Raw genomic sequence first — 21705 nt, forward strand, 5'->3', positions numbered from 1 at the left:
GACCAGAGCACACCGCCGCCGGCACTTGCCGATTACATGCAGCAGCTTTACCTCGATGCGCCCGGCTGCGATCCGCAGATACGCCCCCTCGTGCACGTGAACGACAAGGGCGTCATTTCCGGATTTGTCGGCGTCAACGTCCTGCCMATGGTGCTGAATGGCCGCCGGCTGCGCGCCGCCATCTGCGGCTCGCTGATGGTCGAGGATCGCGAGAGCGACCCCCTGGCCGGAGCGCGCATCCTCAAGGCCTTTCTGGCCGGCCCACAGGATCTTTCCTTCAGCGAAACCGCAAGCGACGTTTCGACGAGCTCGTCCATGTCTTTCAGTCGCAGCATCAAGAGCGCATCGGTCTCGCCNGAGGATCGCGAGAGCGACCCCCTGGCCGGAGCGCGCATCCTCAAGGCCTTTCTGGCCGGCCCACAGGATCTTTCCTTCAGCGAAACCGCAAGCGACGTCTCGATGCAGATGTGGACACGGCTGCGGGGCGTCGTCCTGCCGCAATACAGCCTCGATTGGGTGCGTGTCATCCAACCCGCTTCCTTCAGCCTGAGTGTAGCGGCCAACCGCATCAAGCCGGCGCGGCTTGCCGCACCCTTCGCGCGGGCCATTGACAGTGCCTACCGCAAGCGGATGGCGCCGGGCGAACAACGTTGGTCCGCCGTCTCTGCCGCCGGCATCGGCCAGGCCGGTTTCACGACACAGGAAACCGATCGCAACGGCTTTGCCGCTGTGGTCGATCGTTTCATCGCGCAGTTTCCGCTGCGCCCCGAATGGGCCGAAGGGCAGCTCGACTACATTCTCGGCGATGCGGAGCAAAAGCCCGAACAGGGAGATCTCGTCTACGCTCTGGTCGCGGCGCGCACCGGCACGCTCGTTGGCGCTTTCGCCTATTACGCCAAGGCGGGTGCGATCGGGCGGGTGCTGCAGGTTTTGGCGCTGCCGGGCCAGGCCGGCCCGGTCATCGACTGTCTTGTCGATCATGCCGCCAAGCGTGGACTTCCGGGCCTACGAGGACGGACACAGCCGGTGCTTATGGAAGCCATGCTCGGGCGCCGGATTGCCTTCGTCCATGTCGCCTCGACCGTGCTCCACTCCCGTGACCCGGCAATCGTCCAGGCCTGCCGGGACGGGCAAGGCTTTTTCAATGGTATTGCCGGAGAGCATTGGTGCCGGCTGATCGCCGGACAGTTCGACTGACCAGGGCTTCGGTTATTGCGGCGCTTCCTTGAAGCCACCGCAACAACCTCGCCGAGCTACGCGGCTCGCGTTCAGCCCTTGATCTCCTCCACCGGCTGCACGAGCTGGGGACCCAGATGCAGGTAGCGCGTCGCCTTGCGCTTCGCGGCGATATCCGCCCAGACGCGCTCCACCTGCGTGACCGTCAGGCCTGCCGCTTGAGCGACGGCGTCGATCTCGATACCGTTGTTGAGCCCGTAGAGGCAGAGGTCCATGCGGTCGTATGGCAGCGAGAAGTAGAATTCCTCCTGCGTCTGCTCCAGCGAATAGGTGTCGGTTGTCGGCGGCCTGCGCCGGATCTCCTCAGGAATGCCGAGATGGGCGGCAAGCGCGTAGACCTGCGACTTGTAGAGATGCGCGATCGGCTTGACGTCGGCCGCGCCGTCACCGTTCTTGACGAAGAAACCCTGGTCGTATTCCAGCCGGTTCGGCGTGCCGAGCACGGCGAAATTCAGCCGGTCGGCGTGGTAATACTCCACCTGCTTGCGCGTGCGCTGCTTCATGTTGGTGGCGGCGACGATGCCGAGATAGACCGAAGGCGGCATGCGATGCTTCGACTGCGTGCCTTCAGGGCTTTGAACCACGAGCGAGGAAATGTTGTAGCCTTCGCCTTCGAGCGCATTGGCGATCACGATCTTCGAGGCCCATCCGTCACCATAGTCCGGAACCAGTTCGCGAATGAATGCATCGCGACGCTCGTAGCAGCCCATCGCCTTCAGCGTCGGACCGATATCCTCGATGATTGCCTCGACGCCGAAGGTCTCGGCGACGAGGCGGCCAAAGCGCAGGCTTTCCGGATCGGAATCGTTTTCCGGCATGAACAGGCAAAAGACATTCTTGGCGCCGACGGCGCGCACGGCCAGCGCGACCGAAACGCTCGAGTCGATACCACCGGAGAGCCCGAGCACCAGACCGCGCTTCTTCATCGACCGCAACTGCTCACGCAGCCCGGCGACGATCCGGTCAGTCTCGGCCGCATGATCGATCGTCAGCGTCTCGGCCGAAAACGGGCGCGCGCCCTCAGTCATCAGAATGTTCATTGGGCGGGCTCCATCGTCTCAGCCGCAAGGCGGCGGCTGACCTTACCAGTATCCGTCTTCGGAAGTTCGGTGCGGAATTCGACAATCTTCGGCACCATGAAATCTTCGAGATGGCGGGCGCAGTGGCGAATAATGTCCTTGTCCGTCAGGCTGGGATCGGACAGCACCACCAGCGCCGCAATCGCGTGGCCGAGCACCGGATCGGCGACGCCGACCACCACGGCCTCGGCGATGCCCGGATGCGCATGCAGCACGGTCTCGACTTCCTTGGGCGCGACCTTCTCGCCGCGCGTCTTGATGATGTCGTCCTTGCGGCCGACGAAATAGAGGAAGCCCTCTTCGTCGGCCTGGAAGAGGTCGCCCGTATAGAGCACCTTTTCCCATCGGTTCGTCCCCGGCCGCAGCATGCGCTCGGTCGCGGCATCGTTGCGCCAGTAGCCCTGCATGACGTGGGGGCCGCGAATGACAAGTTCACCGGGAACGCCCGGCGGCGCGCGTTGGCCTTCGTCATCGACGACGAACGCCTCGGTGTTCGGGATCGCGATGCCGACCGAACCCGGCCGGCGGTCGAGTTCTTCCGGCGGCAGATAGGTGCATCGCTTGCATTCCGTCAGCCCGTACATCGAATAGAGCCGGGCGCCCGGAAAGAGCTCGCGGAGCCGCGCAATATGCGGCGGCGGCAAGGCAGCGGCGGTGTTAGAGAGATAACGCAGGCTCGGCAGGAAGCCGGGTTCCAGATCGCGCATCTGCAGGATCATCGCCGCCATCGTCGGAACCAGTGGGAAGCCGGTAACGCCCTCCTCCCGGATCCGCTCGAAGATCGCATGCGGGAACGCGAAGGATTTTTCGAGCACCAGCGTCGCGCCGATGCGGATCGCCATCAGCATCTGGTAGAGGCCGTAGTCGAAGGCAAGCGGCAATACGTTGAGGATGATATCGTCCGGTTCGTTGCGCAAATAGGTGGTGATCGAATCCGATGCAGCATCGATGTTGCGATGGGTCATCATCACGCCCTTCGGCCGACCGGTCGAACCCGAGGTATAGATCAGCATCGCAAGGTCGACATCGATGCCGCGATGCGGCACGGGCGTTGCCACTTCCGCGAGGCAGGTTTCGAAGGAGATCGCGTCAGCCGGCGTCTGGCCATTGGGCGCAGCCGTCGAGGCAACGAAGAGATCCGAGTTGCCGCTCAGCGCCTGGGCCTCCGCCACGATCGGCATCAGCTTTGCCTGCGTCAGGATCGCCGCCGCCTCGCAGTCGGTGATGATATAGGCGAGCTTGTCCGCCTTGGTCGAGGCGTTGATCGGGCTGAAGGTCGCGCCGGCCTTCAGGATCGCGAAGATCGAGACAGCCGCTTCCCAGCAATTGTCCATGAAGACGAGCACGCGATCGTTGCGTTTGACGCCGGCCCGCGCCAGCGCGGCAGCCAGCCTGCCCGTTAGGTCGTCGAATTCGCCGTAGCTAAGGCGACGGCGGTCGGTGACCAGCGCCGTTTTCGCCGCTTGCCTGCCGGCATTGCCAATAAGGAATTGCTCGAACCGCATGGACGCCCCCTCGCGCCTAGATTATGCCGTGGCCGGCGCCCCGACCCGGGCCTCGATGAAGGCCGAAATGCGCGCAAGCGAATCGAGATTCGCAGGCACGATGTCGGCGTCGCCCATGACAATGCCGAACTGGTCTTCGATGAAGGCCACCAGTTCGAGAACGCCAGTTGAATCGATGATGTCATTCTCGATCAGCGAGGCTGTATCGGCGAGATCGTAGGACGTATCGCCGAACAGGAAGTTTTCGATGACGAAGGCTCTAACCTTGTCTTTGATCGTTTCCGTCATGTGGTTTCCTTTCCTCAATAGTTCAGGCTGCTTCCGCCGCGCGGACGCTGGTGCCGGTAAAGATTTGCAGCCAGAGCTGTGTCGACAGGACTCCGACGAAAGCCGCATTGTCGCGGAAGCCGGTGACCGGCTGCGACTGGCATTTTTCGTAGAGCTTCGTCACGGCTTTGGCATTGAAAAGCCCGCTGTCGCTGACGCGCGCCTCGCTCATGACATCGCGAACGTAATCGAGTTCGCCCACCCCGGTGAAGGAATGGCTGTCCGGCGCGCGATAGGGCTGCTTGGTTCTCTGGCCGATGGACGGGGGCAACAGATCCTTCGTCGCTTCGCGCAGGATATGCTTCTCCACCAGCCCCTTCAGCTTTATTTCGGGCGGCAGACGGGTCGCAAATTCGACGAGGCGATGATCGAGGAACGGGAAGCGTCCTTCGATCCCGTGGGCCATGGCCATGCGATCGCCCTGGCTCGACAGGATATAGCCCGGCAGCAGGAAGCGGCTTTCGAGGTATTGCGCCTGGTGCAAGGGGTGCCAGCGTCCGAAGGCTGCCGGAAGCCGGCTCGCCAGATCCTCTGCCGCATCGTAGTTGCTCAACCGCGTACGCAGATCGCCCGAGAAGAAGATCTTGGTCGCCGCCGTGCTCTTGAAGCGTGGCCGGTGCGAGAAGAGCGGATCGTCGAGCGGCACGTCGCCGGCGCCGAAGAACGCGGCGAGATACTCCGCCGATTGCTGCTGCAGGCCCGGGATGTAGGGATAGAGCTTGCGAAAGAGGTGCGTGCGCATGCGCGACCCGGGCTGGCGGCCGCAGAACCGACGGACCCGCGCCTCCTTGAAGATATCGTAGCCGGCAAAGACCTCGTCGGCGCCTTCGCCCGTCAGAACCACCTTCAGCCCCTGCTCCCGGACGAGACCCGAAAGCTGATAGAGCGGTGCCGGCGCCGTTCGGATGATCGGTCGCTCCGCAAAGCGGATCACCTCCGGAAAAGACCGCGCAATGTCGCCCGCCCGGCAGGCAACGGCGCTGTGATGCGTGCCGAGCGCTGTCGCCATTTCCATCTGGAAGGCGCTCTCGTCATGCTCCACGCTATCGAAGGTGACGGAGAAGGTCCTCAGCCCCTGCGGCGCCATGCCGGTCGCCATCGCCGCGACAATGGAGGAGTCGAGCCCGCCCGAAAGGTAGGAGCCGACGGGAACATCGGCGCGCATCCGGATCCGGGTGGCATCCGTGAGCAGCGCGCGCAGTTCTTCGGCAGCGGCACGGTCGTCCGTGAACAGCGGCGACGCCCCGCGGTCGGGATAGTCGAGTTGCCAGTAGGGGCGGATCGCGACCTTGCCCTTTTCTGCAATCATGAGATGCGCCGGCTCAAGCTCATGAATGTCGCGAAAACCGGTGCGCGGCGCGATCGGCGCCCAGAGCGTGAAGATCTGATCAAGCGCGATGGGATCGAGTTCGGCAGAAACGCCCGGCACCTGAAGCAGGGCCTTGATCTCGGATGCGAAGTAGAGGGTGCCGCCATGGTTCATGTAGAACAGCGGGCGTACGCCCATCCGGTCGCGCGCCAGCATCATCCGCTGGCGGCGGCGATCCCAGATGGCGAAGGAAAAGTCGCCATTGAGACGGGACAGGCATTCCTCCCCCATGACATCGTAAAGATGGAGGATCACTTCGGTGTCGCTCGAGGTGCGGAAGCGCCGGCCCTTGGCACGCAGCTCATCGCGCAATTCGACATAATTGAAGATCTCGCCGTTGAAGGCGATCGTCAATTCACCGCTCTCGTCCGACATCGGCTGCTGGCCGTCGCCGAGACCGACGATCGACAGGCGCGCATGACCAAGCCCGGCCTCCTTGTCGACGAAGACGCCGTTCTCGTCCGGGCCGCGATGGGCAATCGCGGAAACCATTCTCTCGAGGAGGTGCTTTGCGTCTGGAATTGAGCCGAAATAGCCACCGAAACCGCACATGTTCAAATACTTTCACACCGGTCGATCACCGCTGAAGCATAATCCGCATGAGGTACTCATGGGTTAAATCTCCGGCATTTTCTGGTTGTATGGTAAATGCCACGGTTCGGGCGCAAAACCCGACATAGTGGCAGGGAAGTCTAACCTTATCGCTCCGAAATTCTTGTTTTCGATATCATTTTAAACATCAGATAGAGAAACAGGACCGGCCAAAAAATGCAGATGAGCAGCCCAGCAAAGCGATACATGCTCCAAGGCGCACGCGCCTGCAAACCTTCAAGAAAAGTCATCGCCAGGAGAAACAAGGCGGTCAGGCAATAGGCGGCAGACGCAAAATACATCCATGACATGCGGTCGCCCTCACGATACAATATCAAGCTTCCTGCATGAACCCTTGGATCGACCTCAATCTGAGGACAAAGGCATGCAGCAAATCAAAGTACTACAACAACCTTTGCGCGTCTCGTATGACGCGCGGCGCGGTAAGCAATAGCGGCCAAGAAATTTATAGCACTGAAAATTACGTCTTTAAACGAAGAATTAACATTCTCTAAAGAATGGTTAACCATGCCGGCTCCGCGCCTGTTGTCGGCGGGAGCCTGTCTCGCTCGAGAATGATCCCGCAGGACGTGACCTGAACGCCTATCGCCGAGCGCGTCTGCGCGAAGAGACAGCCATCTGCTTCAAGCGGTGGGTGCCGTTCTCGCAACCGCCTAGCGGTCGCGCTGCCTGGAAACGAACAAAAGGTCGAAGCCCCGAAACTCCCGGCGGGCGATCGATTTGCGCAGCGCCGCCCAGATCGCCGAGGGATTGTCGAGGCTGAAGCCGCGCAGGCTGCGGATCAGGCGCATCGTGGCTGTAATCGTGCGAATGGCGCGGACCACTGAAGGACCGCTCAGCGAGGCAAAGAGGATTTGCGGGTGCACCGCAAGCAGGACGCCGGCTGTGCGTTGCGGATCGATAGCCCGGAACTGATCCAGGGCACGATACTCATATCCCTCGATGTCGATCTTGAAGCAGAGCCGCTCGGTCCGGGCCATGGTCTGAAGCTCGGCGATCGTAACCGTCTGCGCCCGGATCGCCTCGCCGTTGTCGTCGGCAATCAGCGCGGAGGTTTCCGAGCTGCCGAAACCGCCGCCGACAGAGTGCAACACCAGCACCTCGTCCTCGGAAAGTGCGGCGTTGATCACGCGCACCTCACCGCTGTTTTCGGGCTGCATCTCCTTGAGGATGCCGAAGCAAACGGGGTCGGGCTCGACGGTGATGACGTTGTCTGCGATCTGCGCGGCCCAATAGGGCGTCACTCCGATCCATCCGCCGATGTCGATGAAGGTCGTCTTGCGATCGACAAGGCGCTCGATGTTCTGAAACGTACAAGGCTCCCAATCGCCATTCTGCAGCCGCGCGAAGAAACGCTTCTTCTCCGGCTTTTCGGGAAACTGAACGGTTTTGCGGAAATAGGTGATCGAACGCATGTCGCCTGTCTAGCCGATAAACCCGCCAAGCGGAATCGCTTTTGCGAAAGGCTCACATGCCCCGAGGGAATGTCTCCACATGGTACAGCTTAGGTTGCGAGGTGCGTCAGGCGTCAACCCGCTCGACCTGGTTACGGGCTTCGCTGAGTTCGGCCGTGGTCTGGGCCAGGCGGTCAGCCAGGACACGCATGATTTCCACCGCCATCTCGGGAAAGTCAGCCAGCAGCTTGAGGAAATCCTCCTTGCGAATACGCAAGGCTTCGAGCGGTGTGGTGGTCCGCACGGTCGCTGTACGAGGCGTATTACAGAGGATGGCGATTTCGCCGACGATCGAATTTTGCTCAAACTCGGCAATCTTGAAGGGCCCGCCGGCGGTGTTGATCAGTACCTCCGCCTTGCCGGAGAGAATGACATAGGCCGCATCGCCGATGTCGCCCTGATAGAACAGCGCGTCGCCGGCACCGTACATCACCCTATCGGACGTGAAGGCAAGAAGCTTCAACTTTGCCGGCGGCAATCCTGAAAACAGGGTTATCCGGCGCAGCATTTCAACTTCATCCTTGAGCAACATCACAATCCGTGTCTCCGATTTCCCGTCGGGAGCAGTCTGCCTCCCGCATCGCGGCGGGACCATATGCTCGTGCCCTGACATTAATATTACATCAAGATGCCATTTCCTTGTAGTCGCGTCCGTCATCCACTGCGGCATCGGCACCGGTGTCATGAATCAGGCGCCCATTCTCGAACTTTGCGACACGGTCGAAGAGGTCCATCAACGAGGGATTGGCAAGAACCCAGACGATCGCTGGATCGCGCCCGGCCCGGTCAAGCATCGAGAAGACGTTGCGCACGACCTGCTCCTGGACGCGTTGATCGAGCGCAAGCAGCGGCTGGTTGAAGATATAGAAATCGCAGGCGCGGATAAGCGCGCGCGCAAGATCGAGCTTCTGTCGCTGTGCTGCCGTCAGACGTTTGCCGCCCGCGCCGACATTGTAGTCGAAACCGAAAGCCAGCACTTCGTTATAGAGGCCGCCGGCTTCGAAGAGATCGCGGACAATCGCCCGGATCTTTTCCGACCCATCGGCATGCTTGTGGCCAATACGCCCGAAGAGCACGTTGTCGATGATGCTGCCTGAGGCAATGTAACGGTTCGGACGATAATGCTCGATCATTCCAGCGAGGTCGGCCGGCAAACCCTCATCGAACTCACGGCGCGTGGCAACAACCTTCGCCATGACCTCTTCCGTCAGCAAACCGAAGCGGTGCCGCGGCTCGATGTAATCGAAGCACAGCCGGATGATCTTGATCTGATCGTCTTCGGAAACCTCGGCCTTGCCGCGACTGCGCACCTTCTGCAGGATGGCCTCGTAGACAGGTATTTCCTCGGCGGTCATGAAGGTCAGCTGCTGGAAGAACGGGTGATCCGGCGGCAAGTCGCGGAACAGTTCGACGACGTTCTCGGCGATCTCGATCCCCATCGCGTAGAATGTGTCACGCAGCCCGACCCGTTGCAGGATCGTCTTGAAGAACGGGTGGTTCTCAAGCGCGTTCGCCCACATCGCCTGATCGGTGATCGTGCCAAACAGCATGTTTTCGCCGATCGTCGCCTCGATGTTGTAGGTTCCCGGTTCGAAGAACACGACGAGATCGCTGAGCTTTTCCTTTTCAAGACGTTGCCTGAGCGCGCTGCGCATTTCGACGATGCCGGCTGCGAACGCCGCATGGCGGTTCGCGTCGATCGTCGAGCGGACGGCCAGCGCCATCACGTCATTGGTCAGCAGCACGGCGTCGAGAACCGGGCGGATCTGCACGAGCAGATCATCCGGACCGCTCGCCCCGGCCGAACCGTAGTCGAGCCAGTCGCTGTTGACATCCAGATGCGGATTGCCGGCCAGGCGCGCCTCGGTCACTTCCCACTTGCGGTGCGTAGCGCCCTCCCCTTCGTAGTTTACTTCCGTCAGCGGAGCGTGCTTGAGGCCGTAGAGGATGTTGTCGCCGAGGCTGCCTTGGAACACGTAGACATCGGACGAAGCGTAGGCGATCCGACGTCCGGTAACCGATTCCGGGATCTCCAGAATGTCCTGGCCGCCGATGACCACCTTGCCGCTCGCCGGCCAGACCAGCCGGCCGAAGGCCTCCGCCAGCACCTCGCCACCGCCTGTCAGCGCCACCTTCTCGCCAGGCTGCACCTGAAGCGACACGTGGTCGAGCACGGTCGAGCCGCCGTCGTCGATCACCGTCAGGTTCACCGCCGCCAGCGGACCACTCAACGATTCGATGGTCCCCGCCGCAACGGCCTGAACCTTCGGATCGAGCAACGGATCGACGCTGAATTGCTCGACGACCTGCGCGTACTTGACCTGAACGTCCTGGCGAGCCTGATCCCAATCGATCAGTTCCTTCAGCGGACCTGGCAGGTCCTTATAGGCGCCTATGACGGCAACGAGCTGACCGATATCGAGGCGACCTTGAAGCGCGAAATAGCCGCCGATCGCGTAGAACAGGAAAGGCGTGACCTGCGCCAGGAAATTGTTGATGAACTTGACGAGGAACTTCCACTGGTAGAGGTCGTAGCGGATCTTGAAGATCCGGCCGAGCCGCGCCGCGATGTCGGCGCGCTCATAGTTGGAGGTATCGTGCCCGCGGATGGCACCGATGCCGTCGACGATTTCGCTGACACGACCGGAGAGTTCGCGCGCCGTCAGCTGCCGTTCACGCCCAAGCACCAGCAGCCGCTTGCGCATGCGCGGGATGATGACCGCCTGCACGGCGACGATCAGCGTCGCGATCAGACCGAGCCAGAAGCTCTGCAGCAGGATGAACACCAGCGCCGTCAGCGCCTGGCCGCCGAGCAGCGCCGGCGAGACGAAGGCGTCACCGGTAAAGCCGCCGAGCGGCTCGACCTCATCCTTGATCATCGTTGCGATTTCGGCCGGCTTCACTCTTTTGAAGTGGCTTGGCGGAAAGCGGAGGACACGATCGACGAGTTCGAAGCGGATGCGCCGCAGCAGGCGCTCGCCAAGCCGGCCCTTGAAAGTGTTGATGTAGAACTTGAAGAGGCCGTTGATGACCACCAGCAGCAGGAAAACCAGGCTGAGCGCGAGCAGCATGCCTTCTCGGCCGAGATGGAAACCGTCAAAGACATTGATCGTTCCGAAATACGGCAAGTCGAACGAAATCGGCAGGAAGGCCTGCGTCGCCTCCGGACTGTCGAAGCCGTCACCCTGGATCGGTCCATTGACGATCTGCTTCGGCAGGTCGAAGGACAGGAAATAGGGGATCATCGACAGCGCGACGATCACCAGAATCCAAAGCTGATCCTTGCGCGTGTGGGCCCAGATGTAGCGGGAAAGGCGTGGTTCCATGTGTCTGGCAATAGGACCTTATTGAACACGATAGCTGCTGGCGTGGCGGGCTGCCGTTTGCCTCACCACGCATCATTCCTCGGCGAAGCCTCCGGATGGGTGCCTGTCGGCGCTCGATCGCGAAGTGGATGCCTGCATATTCCGTCCGGCGCCGAATCCGGTTCTGTCGATTATGCAGGTGCGAGGGAAATCTGCAATGGACGTGGTTTCGACTCCACTGCCGCGAAAGCAACCACAGAGAACGTCACTCTCCGAAGCACACGCCGTTATTGCACTCGCCCGGCGCCCAGCTTACAACGAGAGCATGAAACACACCAGCCACCCGACTTCCCAAACCAGCGATTGGTACGAGCATGCCTTTGATTTGGCACGCGGTATCGCCGCCTATACGCAGAGCCCCCTCATCGAAGGCGTCGCGAAGGTAATCGCCAAACATCCCGAAGCCCACATCGCCAACGCCTTCAATCACAAGCAGATTGCCTGCAAGCTCTGGGCGCGCGACACGCTTTTGAGTGTTGCTGGTTCATCCTACGCCAGGATTGCGATCCTCGGCGGTTGGTATGGCATCCTGGGCGCGATGCTGCTGGAGGATGCGCGCTTCAACGTCGCTGCGGTCGACAGCTTCGACATCGACCCGGATGTGGAAACGGTTGCGCGAACCCTGAATTTTGCCTTCCCGGAGAAATTCCGTGCGGTCACGGCCGACATGTATGCGATCGACTATACGACGCTTGGGGCCGACCTGGTCATCAACACGAGCTGCGAACACATCGCCGATCTGAGGTCGTGGCTCGATCGCATTCCCGCTGGCACGCGCGTCCTCTTGCAATCCAACGACTATTTCAGCGAGCCCACCCATATCAATTGCGTGGCCTCCGTCGAGGAGTTCACGAAACAGGCGGCGCTTTCGGCGGTCGAATTTGCCGGCGCGCTGCCGACGAAAAAATATACCCGCTTCATGCTGATCGGCACGGTCTGAGGGCGGCTGGGGCGCCGCAGCGAAGCGAGCTATCTGTCTGTCGAATAGCACCGCAAACCGGCCACAAGTTCACAGAAGCCGCCGCCCGCGCGGAGACCGATCAAAGAGCCGTGCGGCCTTCCAGGATTTCGGCGGTCTTCATCGCGCCGTCAAGATCCAGCGGCGGAATGTTCGGCTTCGGTCGCCCCAGCATCGCTTCGACATCGCGCGCCAGCCTCTCGGGCGTCACCTCCGCCTCCGGCAGAACGCCGGCAAGGCCGAGCTTTTCGAGCCGTTCCGCTCGGGTCGACTGCTCGGTTTCGCCGCCGGCGACGAAAGGGATCAGCAGGGATCCGCAACCGGCGCGGATGATGTCGCAGACCGTGTTGTAGCCGGCCTGAGAAACCGAAAGCCGCACGCCCGAAAGCAGGCTCGCGAAATCCTTGCGGAAGCGGAAGAGCTGCACGTTGCCGGGCGCGGCAGCTTGCAAGGCGTCATAGTCCTGCTGCGGCAGGTTCGGCCCCGTGACCAGGCACCATTGCAGCTCGCGCGGCAGCAAGCTCGCCGCCTGCAACGCCGCGCCGATCAGTTCCTTGCCCACCGCACCGCCACCGGCCGAAACGAGTACGTCGAACGTTTCCGTCGGAGCGTCCGGTGTCGGCCCCGCCACGAGGCCCGTATAGGCGACCTTGTCCTCGATCTCGGCCGCATAGGGATAGGTCTCTTCGAGCCGCGCGAAGGCAGGGTCCCCATGCACGAGCACGAGGTCGAAATACGCCCTGACGACGTCGAGTGTCTCCTCGGCGCGGCCGGGTTTCGTCCGCTCCTGCAGGATGTCCCTAAGCGAAGCGGCAACGAGGGGTCTTGGGGTCTGCCTTTCGATCACCTCGAGCAAGGGCATCAGCTCGAAACGCATCTGGCGGCGGCCGAAAGGGAAGGCTTCGAAGATGACGATATCGGGATCGCATTCAAGGTACGCCTCGATCAACAGCTCCCGGCGCCGATCCTTGAAGGCGTCGCTCACCGGATTTCCCTCGCTGTCGGCAAGGCCGGAAAAGCCCTTGTCGCCCGCGAGCACCGGCGGAAGGGCCACATGCTTTACGTCACTCCCCGGGAATCCCGGAACCGGGCTGCCGCCGGTCACGACGGTCACCTCGAAGCCCCTGGCGGCAAGGGCGCTCGCGATCCGGCTCGCCCGCGCCAGATGGCCGATGCCGAGGAGATGCTGCACGTAGAAAAAGACACGGCGCGCACGCATCACGCGGCTCTCCATTCGCTGGCAAACAGCCCTGCAAGCTGATCGATACTGGTGTGGTGATCGAATTGCGCGCGGACCTTCCGCTCCGCCGCACCGCCCAGGCCGTGACGGAGCGCGGGATCTCGGATGAGTTGCTCCAGGGCCCGTGCAAGCGCCTGCGGGTCTTCCGACGGGACGACCCTGCCGTTCTCACCATCGATGAGAAGTTCCGGAACGCCGGAAATCGCCGTCGAGACACACGGCAGCCGTTGGCTCGACGCTTCGACAAGCACGTTGGGCAACCCGTCGCGATCGCCGTCGGCGGTGATCCGGCAGGCAAGCGCGAAGATATCGCTCGTCCGGTAATGCGCCAGCACGTCGGTCTGGTCGAGCGCACCCTTCCAGGCAACCCTGTCGGAAACGCCAAGCTCGGCCGCAAGCCTCTTGAGCGTGCTGGTCAGTTCACCGGCACCGATATGCTCGAACCGCCAATGAAGGTCCGCCGGCAACAGCGAGAGTGCCTTCAGCAAGACGTCGTAGCCCTTCTTGTCGACGGCGCGGCCGACGCTGACGATGCGGACGGGATCCGAAGGGTCGGAACCATTGCGGTCAGAATGCGTGCCCTCGAAACGAGGGAAACGATCAAGATCAAGGCCGTGGTAGCTCAGATGCACCCTCGCCTTTTCGCTCGTCAGGCTCTTCAGATGTTCGTAGCCCATGCGCGTGCAGGTGACCGTCCAGCGCGCCCGGCCAAGCTTTTCGGAAAGCTCCCAGTCCGGCGACGTCCAGATGTCCTTGGCATGCGCCGAGCAGGTCCAGGGCGTAGCGGCGATCACGCTGGCATAGGCGGTCACCGAAGCAGGCGTATGGATGAAATGCGCATGCAGCCAGCGCGGATTGCCCGGCCATTCCGAAGCGAGCACGACCGCCTGCCCGAACCGGCGAAAGCGGTTGCGGCTGAAATCGCGGCGCAGGTCTTTCAGAAAGAGCCCGAATGCCGGCCAGAAACCCGGCTTCGGCAGGGAACGCACGAGACCGCGCAGCACCCGCAGCGGCTCTTCATGCAGATATTCGGGCAGATAGTGAACATCGGCACGAATCTCGTAATGCACCGGATGACGTTTGCCGTCGGTCGGACGGCGAAGCGAGATCAGTACGAGATCTAGTCCGGCCCGCTCAAGGCCAAGCAGTTCCTGCGCGATGAAGGTTTCCGAAAGACGCGGATAGCCCTTCAGCACGACTGCAATCTTGCGATCTGTCGGCAATGCTTCAGCTCGATTTCTTCACGATATTCAAGTGGTCGCTCGACGGCCGGTCGAGCCACCGACCAACGATCTCGGAGATATGCACGAGCCCTTCCAGCCGCAAGCCGTTGGCGGTGCTTTTCGAAGGCGGCGCCCGGGACGGCAGCGCCTTCAGCGCCGCCGCCAACCGCAGCGGATCGTCCGCTTCGTCCGGCAACAGCATTTCGATGAGCCCAAGCTCGGCCGCGCGGCGGGCGCGGATCAACTGCTCCTCGCGCGGTTGGATGCGCGGCACGATCAGCGCCGGCTTGTCGAAGGAGAGGATTTCGCAATAGGTGTTGTAGCCGCCCATGGCGACGACGCCCTTTGCGCCGGCGATGAGCTCTTCCATGCGATTGTCGAACTCGATGATCTTGATATAAGGGATCTTGCTGCCCTTGCGGATCAGCTTTTCCCGCTTCTTGACCGGCATATAGGGCCCGAGCACGATCAACGCATTGTGCGTAAGCTCCGGGTCCTGCTGGTAAGCGTGGATGACGTCGTGGATCAGGTCCGCACCGTCGCCGCCGCCCCCCGTGGTGACCAGGATATAATCGCCCTGCGGCTTGTGGCCCGGCAGTTCTTCCCGCGGAACGCTGCGCTGCAGGAAGCCGACGAAATTCATCCGGTCGCGGACAGCCGGCGGCACTTCGAGCTCGGTCAGCGGATCGTAAAAATCCGGCGGGCCATAAACCCAGATCGTATCGTAATACTGCTCGATCTTGCGCATGGTGTCGCGCCGCTTCCACTCCGCTTCCAGCAGATGCGGCGCATCCATGACCTCGCGCAAGCCCAAGACCAGCGTCGTGCCATGCGCCTTCAGATAGGTCAGCGTCTCCTCTACCTCGCCGCGCAGGCCCATCGGCTCCTTGTCGACGATGAAGATGTCCGGCTTGAAGGTCTCGGCTGTGTGGCGAATGATTGCCTGACGCATCTTCAGCGTCTCGTCGAGCTCGATATGACGGTCGAGCGAGGTGTAGTCGCCATTGTGCAGCTTGATGACGCTCGGAATCTTCACGAAGTCGACGCGCGCACGGTAGTCGAACGCACCGGCGATCGTCGCGCCGGAGATGATCAGGATGTTCAGACCGCGGTAGTCTTCCACCAGGGAATGCGCGATCGTGCGGCACCGCCGGAGGTGCCCAAGCCCGAACGTATCATGGCTATACATGAGGATCCGGGCATCTTCAAAACGCCGCATCATGCAAGAAACCTTTCGCTCAGGATCAATGAACCGTTTGGCGCTGACTGGTTGTCAGCTTCAAACCGGGCTTCATTTGTAGGGATCGGCTGCGTCACGCAACCCATCTCCCAAGAAGTTGAACGCCAAAATCACAAGAATGACCGGAATTGTGGGAAATAGGAGCCAGGGGTAGAAAGCAATAACGCTGACGCTCTTGGCCTCCGTCAAGAGAATGCCCCAACTGGTGATGGGGGGTCTAAGACCGAGACCGAGGAAGCTCAGAGCCGTCTCGCCGAGGATCATGCCGGGGATCGAGATCGTCGCAGTGGCGATCAGATGCGACATGAAGCCAGGCACGAGATGCCGGCCGATGATGCGGCTGCTCTTTGCGCCCATCAACTGGGCCGCAAGCACATAATCCTCCTCGCGCAGCGCCAGCAGTTTCGAGCGCACCGCGCGCGCAAGCCCCGTCCAGTCCAGGAGGCCAAGGATAATCGTGATCGCCAGATAGATCAGGATCGGACTCCAGGTCGCCGGCATGATCGCTGCGAGCGACAGCCAGAGCGGGATGCTCGGGATAGACTGCAGGACTTCGATGACGCGCTGGACGACGAGATCGAAGACGCCGCCGTGATAACCAGCAAGGCCACCGATGACGATGCCGAGCACGAAACTGACGGTGATGCCGAGCAGGCCGATCGTCAGCGAAATTCGGGCACCGTAAATGATGCGCGACAACACGTCGCGACCGAGACGGTCCGTCCCCAGGAAGAACGCCTGACCGTCCTTCGCCGGGCAAACGAGATGCACGTTGCTGTCGAACAGGCCCCAGAAACGATAGCTGTCGCCCCGGCAGAAGAAACGCAGTCGCTGCACGTCCGTGACATCGTCGGCATAGTTGCGCTTCAGCGTTTCCATATCCAGCGTCATGGTCCGTCCATAGACGAAGGGACCGACGAACTGGCCCTCATGGAACAGGTGCACCGCCTGCGGCGGTGCGTAGATGTAATCCATGTTGCGGGTATGCAGGTTGTAAGGTGCCAGAAACTCAGAGACGACGATCGTGAGGTAGAACACCGCGAGAAAGATGCCGGAGACGAGCGCGAGCCTGTGGCGGCGGAATTTCCACCACATCAGGCGAAGCTGGGAAGCCTGGTTGACGCGCACCTGCTCGTCGGTCATCGCCTCGACGGAATAGGGATCGAAGGGAGCAGTCGATACGTAATGCGGCAAGGGCTCGCCGGGCGCCGGAAGAAATGACGTCACTTGGTGCTCCTGCCTTGCAGCCGAATTCGAGGATCGAGAATGGCGAGCGCGATATCGGAAATCAGCACGCCGATCACGGTTAGGAAGGCGAGGAACATCAGGAACGAACCGGCGAGATACATGTCCTGGCTTTGCAGGGCCTTGATCAGCATCGGCCCGGTGGTTTCCAGCGACAACACGATCGCGGTGATTTCAGCGCCGGAAATGATCGCCGGCAGGATCGAGCCGATATCCGATATGAAGAAGTTCAACGCCATGCGCAGAGGGTATTTGACCAGCGTGCGCATCGGCGAAAGGCCCTTTGCGCGGGCCGTTACGACATACTGCTTCTGCAGCTCGTCGAGCAGATTTGCGCGCAGACGCCGGATCATGCCGGCCGTGCCCGCCGCGCCGACGATGACGACGGGGATCCAGATATGTTCGAGGATAGACTTCGCCTTGGCCCAGCTCATCGGCTCGGCCAGATACTGCTGGTCCATCAGGTGGCCGATCGAAATCCCGAACCAGATATTGGCGAAATACATCAGGATCAGCGCCAGCATGAAATTCGGAATGGCAATGCCGATCAAGCCCACCAGCGACAGGCCGTAGTCGCCCCAGCTATACTGGTGGGTCGCGGAATAGATGCCGATCGGAAAGGCGATCAGCCAGGTGAAGATGATGGTGACGAAGGAGACGAGGATCGTCAGCCACAGACGGTCGCCGACGACGGCGCTGACCGGCAGTTCGTATTCGAAGGAATAGCCGAAATCGCCCTGCAGCATGCCGCCGAGCCAGTAGACGTAGCGCAGGACCGGTGGCTGGTCGAAGCCGTACTCCTTCCTCAGCGCCTCGATCTGCTCCATGTCGACGCCTTCGCCCTGCGCCTTGATCTCGGAGACATAGCTCTCGAAGTAGTCGCCGGGCGGCAGTTCGATGATGGTGAAGACAAGAGCCGATATGATGAGGAGGGTTGGAACCATCGCTGCGATACGCCAGAGAATATATCGCAGCATGTCAGGCTTCCTGCTCGATCCAGAAGGTATCGGTTTTGTAAACACCAAAATAGGACGTGGGATCGAAGCCGTAGAGCCCCGTTTCCGGCACATTCCGCAGCTTCTTCGCCACGAGGATCGGCTGTAGCGAGGCGTTGACGATACCGATCGAGAAGACCTGGTCTGTGTAGATCGACAGCATGCGGGTCCAAATCTCCGTGCGCTCGGCGTCTTCAGCCGAATGCCGCCAGCGTTGCAACAGCTCCGTCAGTTCGACAGCGGCAGGCAGATCCGGCGGCTGGCCCATTTCGCCATGGGACAGGTAGTTGAGCCCCCAGACCGGCCATTGCAGCTGGTCGTCGGCCGTCGGCGCCAGTTGCCCCGGGTTCATGCCCGGGGTCGGAACGCCGTTGTCGAGCCCGAACCACATCGACATGACGATCTCGCCGCCGACAGCACGGCTGCGGAACGTGTCGCGCTGCGAGGTGCGGATGAAAAGCGATATCCCGACCTTCTGCCAGTAGTCGGTGACGAGCTGCAGCACGTCCGTCTCGAGCGTGCTTTCGCCGGCCGTTTCCACGACGATTTGCGCGGCCCTGCCATCGGGCAGGACGCGAATGCCGTCACTGTCGCGTTGCGTCAGGCCCGCTTCGTCGAGCAGTGCATTGGCTTGAGCTGGATCGTGGGCCACCCAAGCGTTGGCGAACTCCGGACGGAACAGCGGGCTGTCCGGCAGAACCGTGTCGGCGCTCTCCTTGGTTAAGCCGTAGAAGACTGCCTTGTTGATCTCGGTGCGGTCGATGGCCAGCGAGAGCGCACGGCGAACCCGCACATCCTGCAGCAACGACCGCCAGACCGTGTCGGAGCAGTTGAGGTTCGGCAACAGCGCCAGGCGCGAGCCTTGCGTCTTCTTCCACAGCAGTACCTTGACCGGGTACCGCTTCTCGGAATCCTTGAGGAAAGTATAGTCGACGAAGTCGATGCCCGTCGCCTGAAGGTCGCTTTCACCCGTGCCCGTCTTCGCCGGGATCAGCGCCGACGAGCTGACGTTGAGCACGAACTTGTCGATATAGGGAAGCTGCAACCCGTTCTCGTCGACGCGGTGGAAGTAGGGGTTGCGCTCAAAGATGAACTGTTCGGCAGGAAGCGACGTCGTGTTGCGCCATGGATCGAGCGTCGGAAGCTCAGGATTCTCAGGGCGATAGGAGCGAGCCATGCGCATATGGAGCTGGCTCCACTTCTTAACGCGCTGCTCCTTCATCAAAGCCTTGAGCTTGTCTTCTTCCTGATATTTCTCGTGGAACTGCTTGAGATAGGCTGAAGGCACCGCCACCACCAGCGGCTGCGGTGCGGCGAGCTTCTGCAGGAAGTCCGGGTTCGGCGTCGACCAAGTATAGCGAATGGTTCGCTCGTCGATGACTTCGAACTTTCCGGCTTCGCCGTCCATCACCAGCGCAGTCGGCAAACCGGCGGGGCTCAGCTTCTCGTTGTTGAGCACATCGTCCCAGCAATAGCGGAAGTCCTCGGTCGTCAGCGGTGTCCCGTCGGACCACTTGTGCCCTTCTCTCAGGTGGAAGGTGAAGATGCGGTCCTCTACCGTCTCGTAGCTTTCGAGGACATCCGCTTCGAGCTTCAGCGTTTCATCATAGCCGACCAGTCGGGCATAGCCGTAGACGGTCATGAGCCGGATGTCCTTGGCACTGCCGATGATCATCGTCACGATACCGCCATGCTTGCCGGGCGTGCGCCCCAGCGCCGCAACGTTGATGACACGCGGCGTCTTGGGCAAGCGCTCGTTGACCGGCGGAAGCTTGCCGTCGGCAATCAGCTTTTCAAGAAACGCCGGTTCACTCCCAGCAGCCAGGAGCCGCACGGGAAATGCCACGGATGCAAGCAATGCCAGTACAGTTCGGCGGGTGATCATGGCCGTAACTCCCTTGCATCCACGGACCGGCGCGCCAGCACGAAGTGGTCGCCACCGAGATCGGCGGGGATGAGCGTGTCGCCAGCGTCGTCGACGCGGAACTGCGGTCCCCAGCGCCGCATATCCGATCCTTCGCTGTCCTTCAGCCTGTCAAAGTCGAGCGGCCGATCGAGATCCGGATAGGGAACGGCCGCCAACAGCGACTTGGTATAGGGATGAACCGGCTTGCGCATCAGCACCTCGCGCGGCGCAAGCTCGACGATGCGCCCGGCGCACATGACGGCAATGCGGTCCGCCATGTAATCCACGACCGCGAGGTTGTGCGAGATGAACAGACAGGTCAGTCCCAGTTCTTTCTGCAAATCCTTGAGAAGGTTGAGGATTTGCGCCTGAACGGAAACGTCGAGCGCCGATACCGGCTCGTCGCAGATCAGCAGTTCCGGCACCAGCGCCAAAGCGCGGGCAATGCCAATGCGTTGACGCTGCCCGCCCGAGAAACTGTGCGGATAGCGGTTGATGAAGCGCTGGTCGAGCCCGACGGCTTGCAGCAGTTCGCGCACGGTCTCGACGCGCGATTTGCCCGTTCCGCGCCCATGGATCTCCAGGGGCTCGCTGAGAATGTTCTTGACGGTCATGCGCGGGGAAAGCGACGAAACCGGGTCCTGAAACACCATCTGGATCTTCGACCGGAGCGCCTTCAGTTCGTCGCCTTGAGCCTTCAGCACATCGACCGGACCTTCGCCGTTGTCGAAGGTCACCGAGCCGGTGTCCGGCGTTACCGCCCGCATCAGGATCTTGCTGACTGTCGTCTTGCCACAGCCGCTCTCGCCGACGAGGCCGAGGCATTCGCCGCGGCGGATATCAAAGCTGACATCGTCGACGGCGCGGTGATGAGAACTTTCGCCGCCACCAAACCAGGACGATTTTCGCGTTCCATATGTCTTCGAGAGGTTACGGACGGACAGCAGCACCTGTGGGCCGGCGCGCCGGTTGGCCACCGAAGTCCCAAGCACTGACCCGGCCTTGACCGGCACTTCGCGCAGCGCCTTCAGCCGTTCGCCGGGCTTCATGTCGAAATGCGGAACGGCGGCCATCAGGCCCTTGAGATAGGGATGCTGCGGGTTGCGGAAGATGGCCTCGACAGGGCCAGCCTCGACGATCTGCCCATGATAGATCACCACAACCTCGTCGGCCATGTTGGCGACGACACCGAGGTCGTGGGTGATCAGCAGCATTGCCATATTGAGCTTCACTTGAAGCTCGCGCAGAAGTTTAAGGATCTGGGCCTGTACGGTCACGTCGAGCGCAGTTGTCGGCTCGTCGGCGATCAAGAGGGCCGGTCGGCAGATCAGTGCCATCGCGATCATCGCGCGCTGGCGCATGCCGCCGGAAAGCTCGAACGGATACATTTCGTAGGCGCGCTTCGGCTTGGCAAAGCCAACATAGCCGAGCAGTTCCTCGGTCCGTGCCCGGCGTTCAGCCTTTTCCGCATCCGTGTGGATCTTCAGCACCTCGGAAATCTGGTTTCCGATCGTATGGAGCGGCGACAACGACGTCATCGGCTCCTGAAAGATCTTGCTGATACGCGTGCCGCGCAGGCTACGTATCTCATCACCTTCCCGCTCCAGCGAAAGCAGGTCGATGGGCTTTGCCGCCGTCGTGGGATCGTTGAACAGAATTTTGCCACCAACCCTGGCGACGTTGGGCAAGATGCCCATCACCGCCTGGCTGATTGCCGACTTGCCCGATCCCGACTCGCCAACGAGCGCCGTGACCTTGCCGGGCAAGATCCTGAAATTCGCATTATTGACGGCTTGAACTTCGCCGCCAAGCACCGAGAATGTGATCCGCAGACCTTCAACTCGAAGCAGGTCCGCCCCAGATGTCATAGCAGCACGCTTCCCTCATTGCTTTTTATCCGCCGCCTCTAAAAAAGACTAGCGCAGCTTCAGAGGGCTGTCCAGCATGGCCA

At 61.5% G+C, this 21705-nt stretch carries 16 protein-coding genes and 1 pseudogene; 2 read left to right on the plus strand and 15 right to left on the minus strand.

The annotated features are described in order from the left end of the window. Positions 1–356, plus strand: a pseudogene (locus ASE60_RS35650) (hypothetical protein); the annotation flags it as partial. 912 nt (positions 357–1268) lie between these two features. Here the strand turns inward: ASE60_RS35650 and nadE are convergent. From nadE to ASE60_RS14610, 8 genes are all read right to left on the minus strand, one after another. Then, the gene (gene nadE / locus ASE60_RS14575) at positions 1269–2276 is read right to left on the minus strand and encodes an NAD(+) synthase (RefSeq protein ID WP_057251287.1); all 1008 of its coding nucleotides are present in this window, start codon (positions 2274–2276) and stop codon (positions 1269–1271) included. Beyond that, positions 2273–3820 carry an AMP-binding protein gene (locus ASE60_RS14580; RefSeq protein WP_057251288.1) on the minus strand — a complete coding sequence of 516 codons (1548 nt, stop codon included), beginning with the start codon at positions 3818–3820 and terminating at the stop codon, positions 2273–2275. Before ASE60_RS14580 ends, nadE begins: the two co-directional genes overlap by 4 nt. 21 nt (positions 3821–3841) lie before the next feature. Beyond that, on the minus strand, positions 3842–4108 hold the full coding sequence (locus ASE60_RS14585; RefSeq protein ID WP_057251289.1) for an acyl carrier protein: 267 nt from the start codon (positions 4106–4108) through the stop codon (positions 3842–3844). A 22-nt stretch (positions 4109–4130) separates the two neighbouring features. Beyond that, positions 4131–6068, minus strand: coding sequence for an asparagine synthase (glutamine-hydrolyzing) (gene asnB / locus ASE60_RS14590; protein WP_057251290.1), 1938 nt, complete (start codon positions 6066–6068; stop codon positions 4131–4133). A 146-nt stretch (positions 6069–6214) separates the two neighbouring features. After that, a complete protein-coding gene (locus ASE60_RS14595; RefSeq protein ID WP_156414643.1) occupies positions 6215–6439 on the minus strand; it encodes a hypothetical protein in 225 nt (74 codons plus the stop codon). 342 nt (positions 6440–6781) lie between these two features. Further along, positions 6782–7543: an FkbM family methyltransferase gene (locus ASE60_RS14600; protein ID WP_057251292.1), complete on the minus strand. Its 762-nt coding sequence runs from the start codon at positions 7541–7543 to the stop codon at positions 6782–6784. Between the two features lie 106 nt (positions 7544–7649). Beyond that, a complete protein-coding gene (locus tag ASE60_RS14605) occupies positions 7650–8114 on the minus strand; it encodes a Crp/Fnr family transcriptional regulator (RefSeq protein ID WP_057251293.1) in 465 nt (154 codons plus the stop codon). A gap of 91 nt (positions 8115–8205) precedes the next feature. After that, positions 8206–10908, minus strand: coding sequence for an ABC transporter transmembrane domain-containing protein (locus tag ASE60_RS14610; protein ID WP_057251294.1), 2703 nt, complete (start codon positions 10906–10908; stop codon positions 8206–8208). A gap of 304 nt (positions 10909–11212) precedes the next feature. Between ASE60_RS14610 and ASE60_RS14615 the strand changes: the two genes are divergently transcribed. Beyond that, complete coding sequence (locus ASE60_RS14615; RefSeq protein ID WP_057251295.1) at positions 11213–11887, plus strand: hypothetical protein; 675 nt, start codon at positions 11213–11215, stop codon at positions 11885–11887. Positions 11888–11987: 100 nt separating this feature from the next. Here ASE60_RS14615 and ASE60_RS14620 read toward each other — a convergent pair whose 3' ends face one another. The 7 genes from ASE60_RS14620 to ASE60_RS14650 form a co-directional block, all read right to left on the minus strand. Further along, positions 11988–13124, minus strand: a complete 1137-nt coding sequence (locus tag ASE60_RS14620) for a glycosyltransferase (protein ID WP_113133802.1) — start codon at positions 13122–13124, stop codon at positions 11988–11990. Next, on the minus strand, positions 13124–14368 hold the full coding sequence (locus ASE60_RS14625) for a glycosyltransferase family 4 protein (RefSeq protein WP_057251297.1): 1245 nt from the start codon (positions 14366–14368) through the stop codon (positions 13124–13126). Before ASE60_RS14625 ends, ASE60_RS14620 begins: the two co-directional genes overlap by 1 nt. Positions 14369–14372: 4 nt before the next feature. After that, the gene (locus ASE60_RS14630) at positions 14373–15590 is read right to left on the minus strand and encodes a glycosyltransferase family protein (RefSeq protein ID WP_057251298.1); all 1218 of its coding nucleotides are present in this window, start codon (positions 15588–15590) and stop codon (positions 14373–14375) included. 69 nt (positions 15591–15659) lie between these two features. Further along, positions 15660–16835, minus strand: a complete 1176-nt coding sequence (locus ASE60_RS14635; protein ID WP_057251299.1) for an ABC transporter permease — start codon at positions 16833–16835, stop codon at positions 15660–15662. Next, positions 16832–17830, minus strand: coding sequence for an ABC transporter permease (locus ASE60_RS14640; RefSeq protein ID WP_057251300.1), 999 nt, complete (start codon positions 17828–17830; stop codon positions 16832–16834). Before ASE60_RS14640 ends, ASE60_RS14635 begins: the two co-directional genes overlap by 4 nt. A 1-nt stretch (position 17831) precedes the next feature. Then, positions 17832–19733: an ABC transporter substrate-binding protein gene (locus ASE60_RS14645; RefSeq protein ID WP_057251301.1), complete on the minus strand. Its 1902-nt coding sequence runs from the start codon at positions 19731–19733 to the stop codon at positions 17832–17834. Next, the gene (locus ASE60_RS14650) at positions 19730–21622 is read right to left on the minus strand and encodes an ABC transporter ATP-binding protein (RefSeq protein WP_057251302.1); all 1893 of its coding nucleotides are present in this window, start codon (positions 21620–21622) and stop codon (positions 19730–19732) included. Before ASE60_RS14650 ends, ASE60_RS14645 begins: the two co-directional genes overlap by 4 nt. Between the last annotated feature and the right edge of the window lie 83 nt (positions 21623–21705).

The organism is Ensifer sp. Root278 (assembly GCF_001429285.1).
Lineage (GTDB): Bacteria > Pseudomonadota > Alphaproteobacteria > Rhizobiales > Rhizobiaceae > Ensifer.

Bases quoted from the DNA above. Each gene is read 5' to 3' on its own strand.
- ASE60_RS14615 (WP_057251295.1), top strand. From the start codon at position 11,213: ATGAAACACACCAGCCACCCGACTTCCCAAACCAGCGATTGGTACGAG.
- ASE60_RS14580 (WP_057251288.1), bottom strand. From the start codon at position 3,820: ATGCGGTTCGAGCAATTCCTTATTGGCAATGCCGGCAGGCAAGCGGCG.
- ASE60_RS14645 (WP_057251301.1), bottom strand. From the start codon at position 19,733: ATGATCACCCGCCGAACTGTACTGGCATTGCTTGCATCCGTGGCATTT.
- ASE60_RS14605 (WP_057251293.1), bottom strand. From the start codon at position 8,114: ATGTTGCTCAAGGATGAAGTTGAAATGCTGCGCCGGATAACCCTGTTT.
- ASE60_RS14650 (WP_057251302.1), bottom strand. From the start codon at position 21,622: ATGACATCTGGGGCGGACCTGCTTCGAGTTGAAGGTCTGCGGATCACA.
- ASE60_RS14640 (WP_057251300.1), bottom strand. From the start codon at position 17,830: ATGCTGCGATATATTCTCTGGCGTATCGCAGCGATGGTTCCAACCCTC.
- ASE60_RS14630 (WP_057251298.1), bottom strand. From the start codon at position 15,590: ATGATGCGGCGTTTTGAAGATGCCCGGATCCTCATGTATAGCCATGAT.
- ASE60_RS14600 (WP_057251292.1), bottom strand. From the start codon at position 7,543: ATGCGTTCGATCACCTATTTCCGCAAAACCGTTCAGTTTCCCGAAAAG.
- ASE60_RS14610 (WP_057251294.1), bottom strand. From the start codon at position 10,908: ATGGAACCACGCCTTTCCCGCTACATCTGGGCCCACACGCGCAAGGAT.
- nadE (WP_057251287.1), bottom strand. From the start codon at position 2,276: ATGAACATTCTGATGACTGAGGGCGCGCGCCCGTTTTCGGCCGAGACG.
- asnB (WP_057251290.1), bottom strand. From the start codon at position 6,068: ATGTGCGGTTTCGGTGGCTATTTCGGCTCAATTCCAGACGCAAAGCAC.
- ASE60_RS14620 (WP_113133802.1), bottom strand. From the start codon at position 13,124: ATGCGTGCGCGCCGTGTCTTTTTCTACGTGCAGCATCTCCTCGGCATC.
- ASE60_RS14585 (WP_057251289.1), bottom strand. From the start codon at position 4,108: ATGACGGAAACGATCAAAGACAAGGTTAGAGCCTTCGTCATCGAAAAC.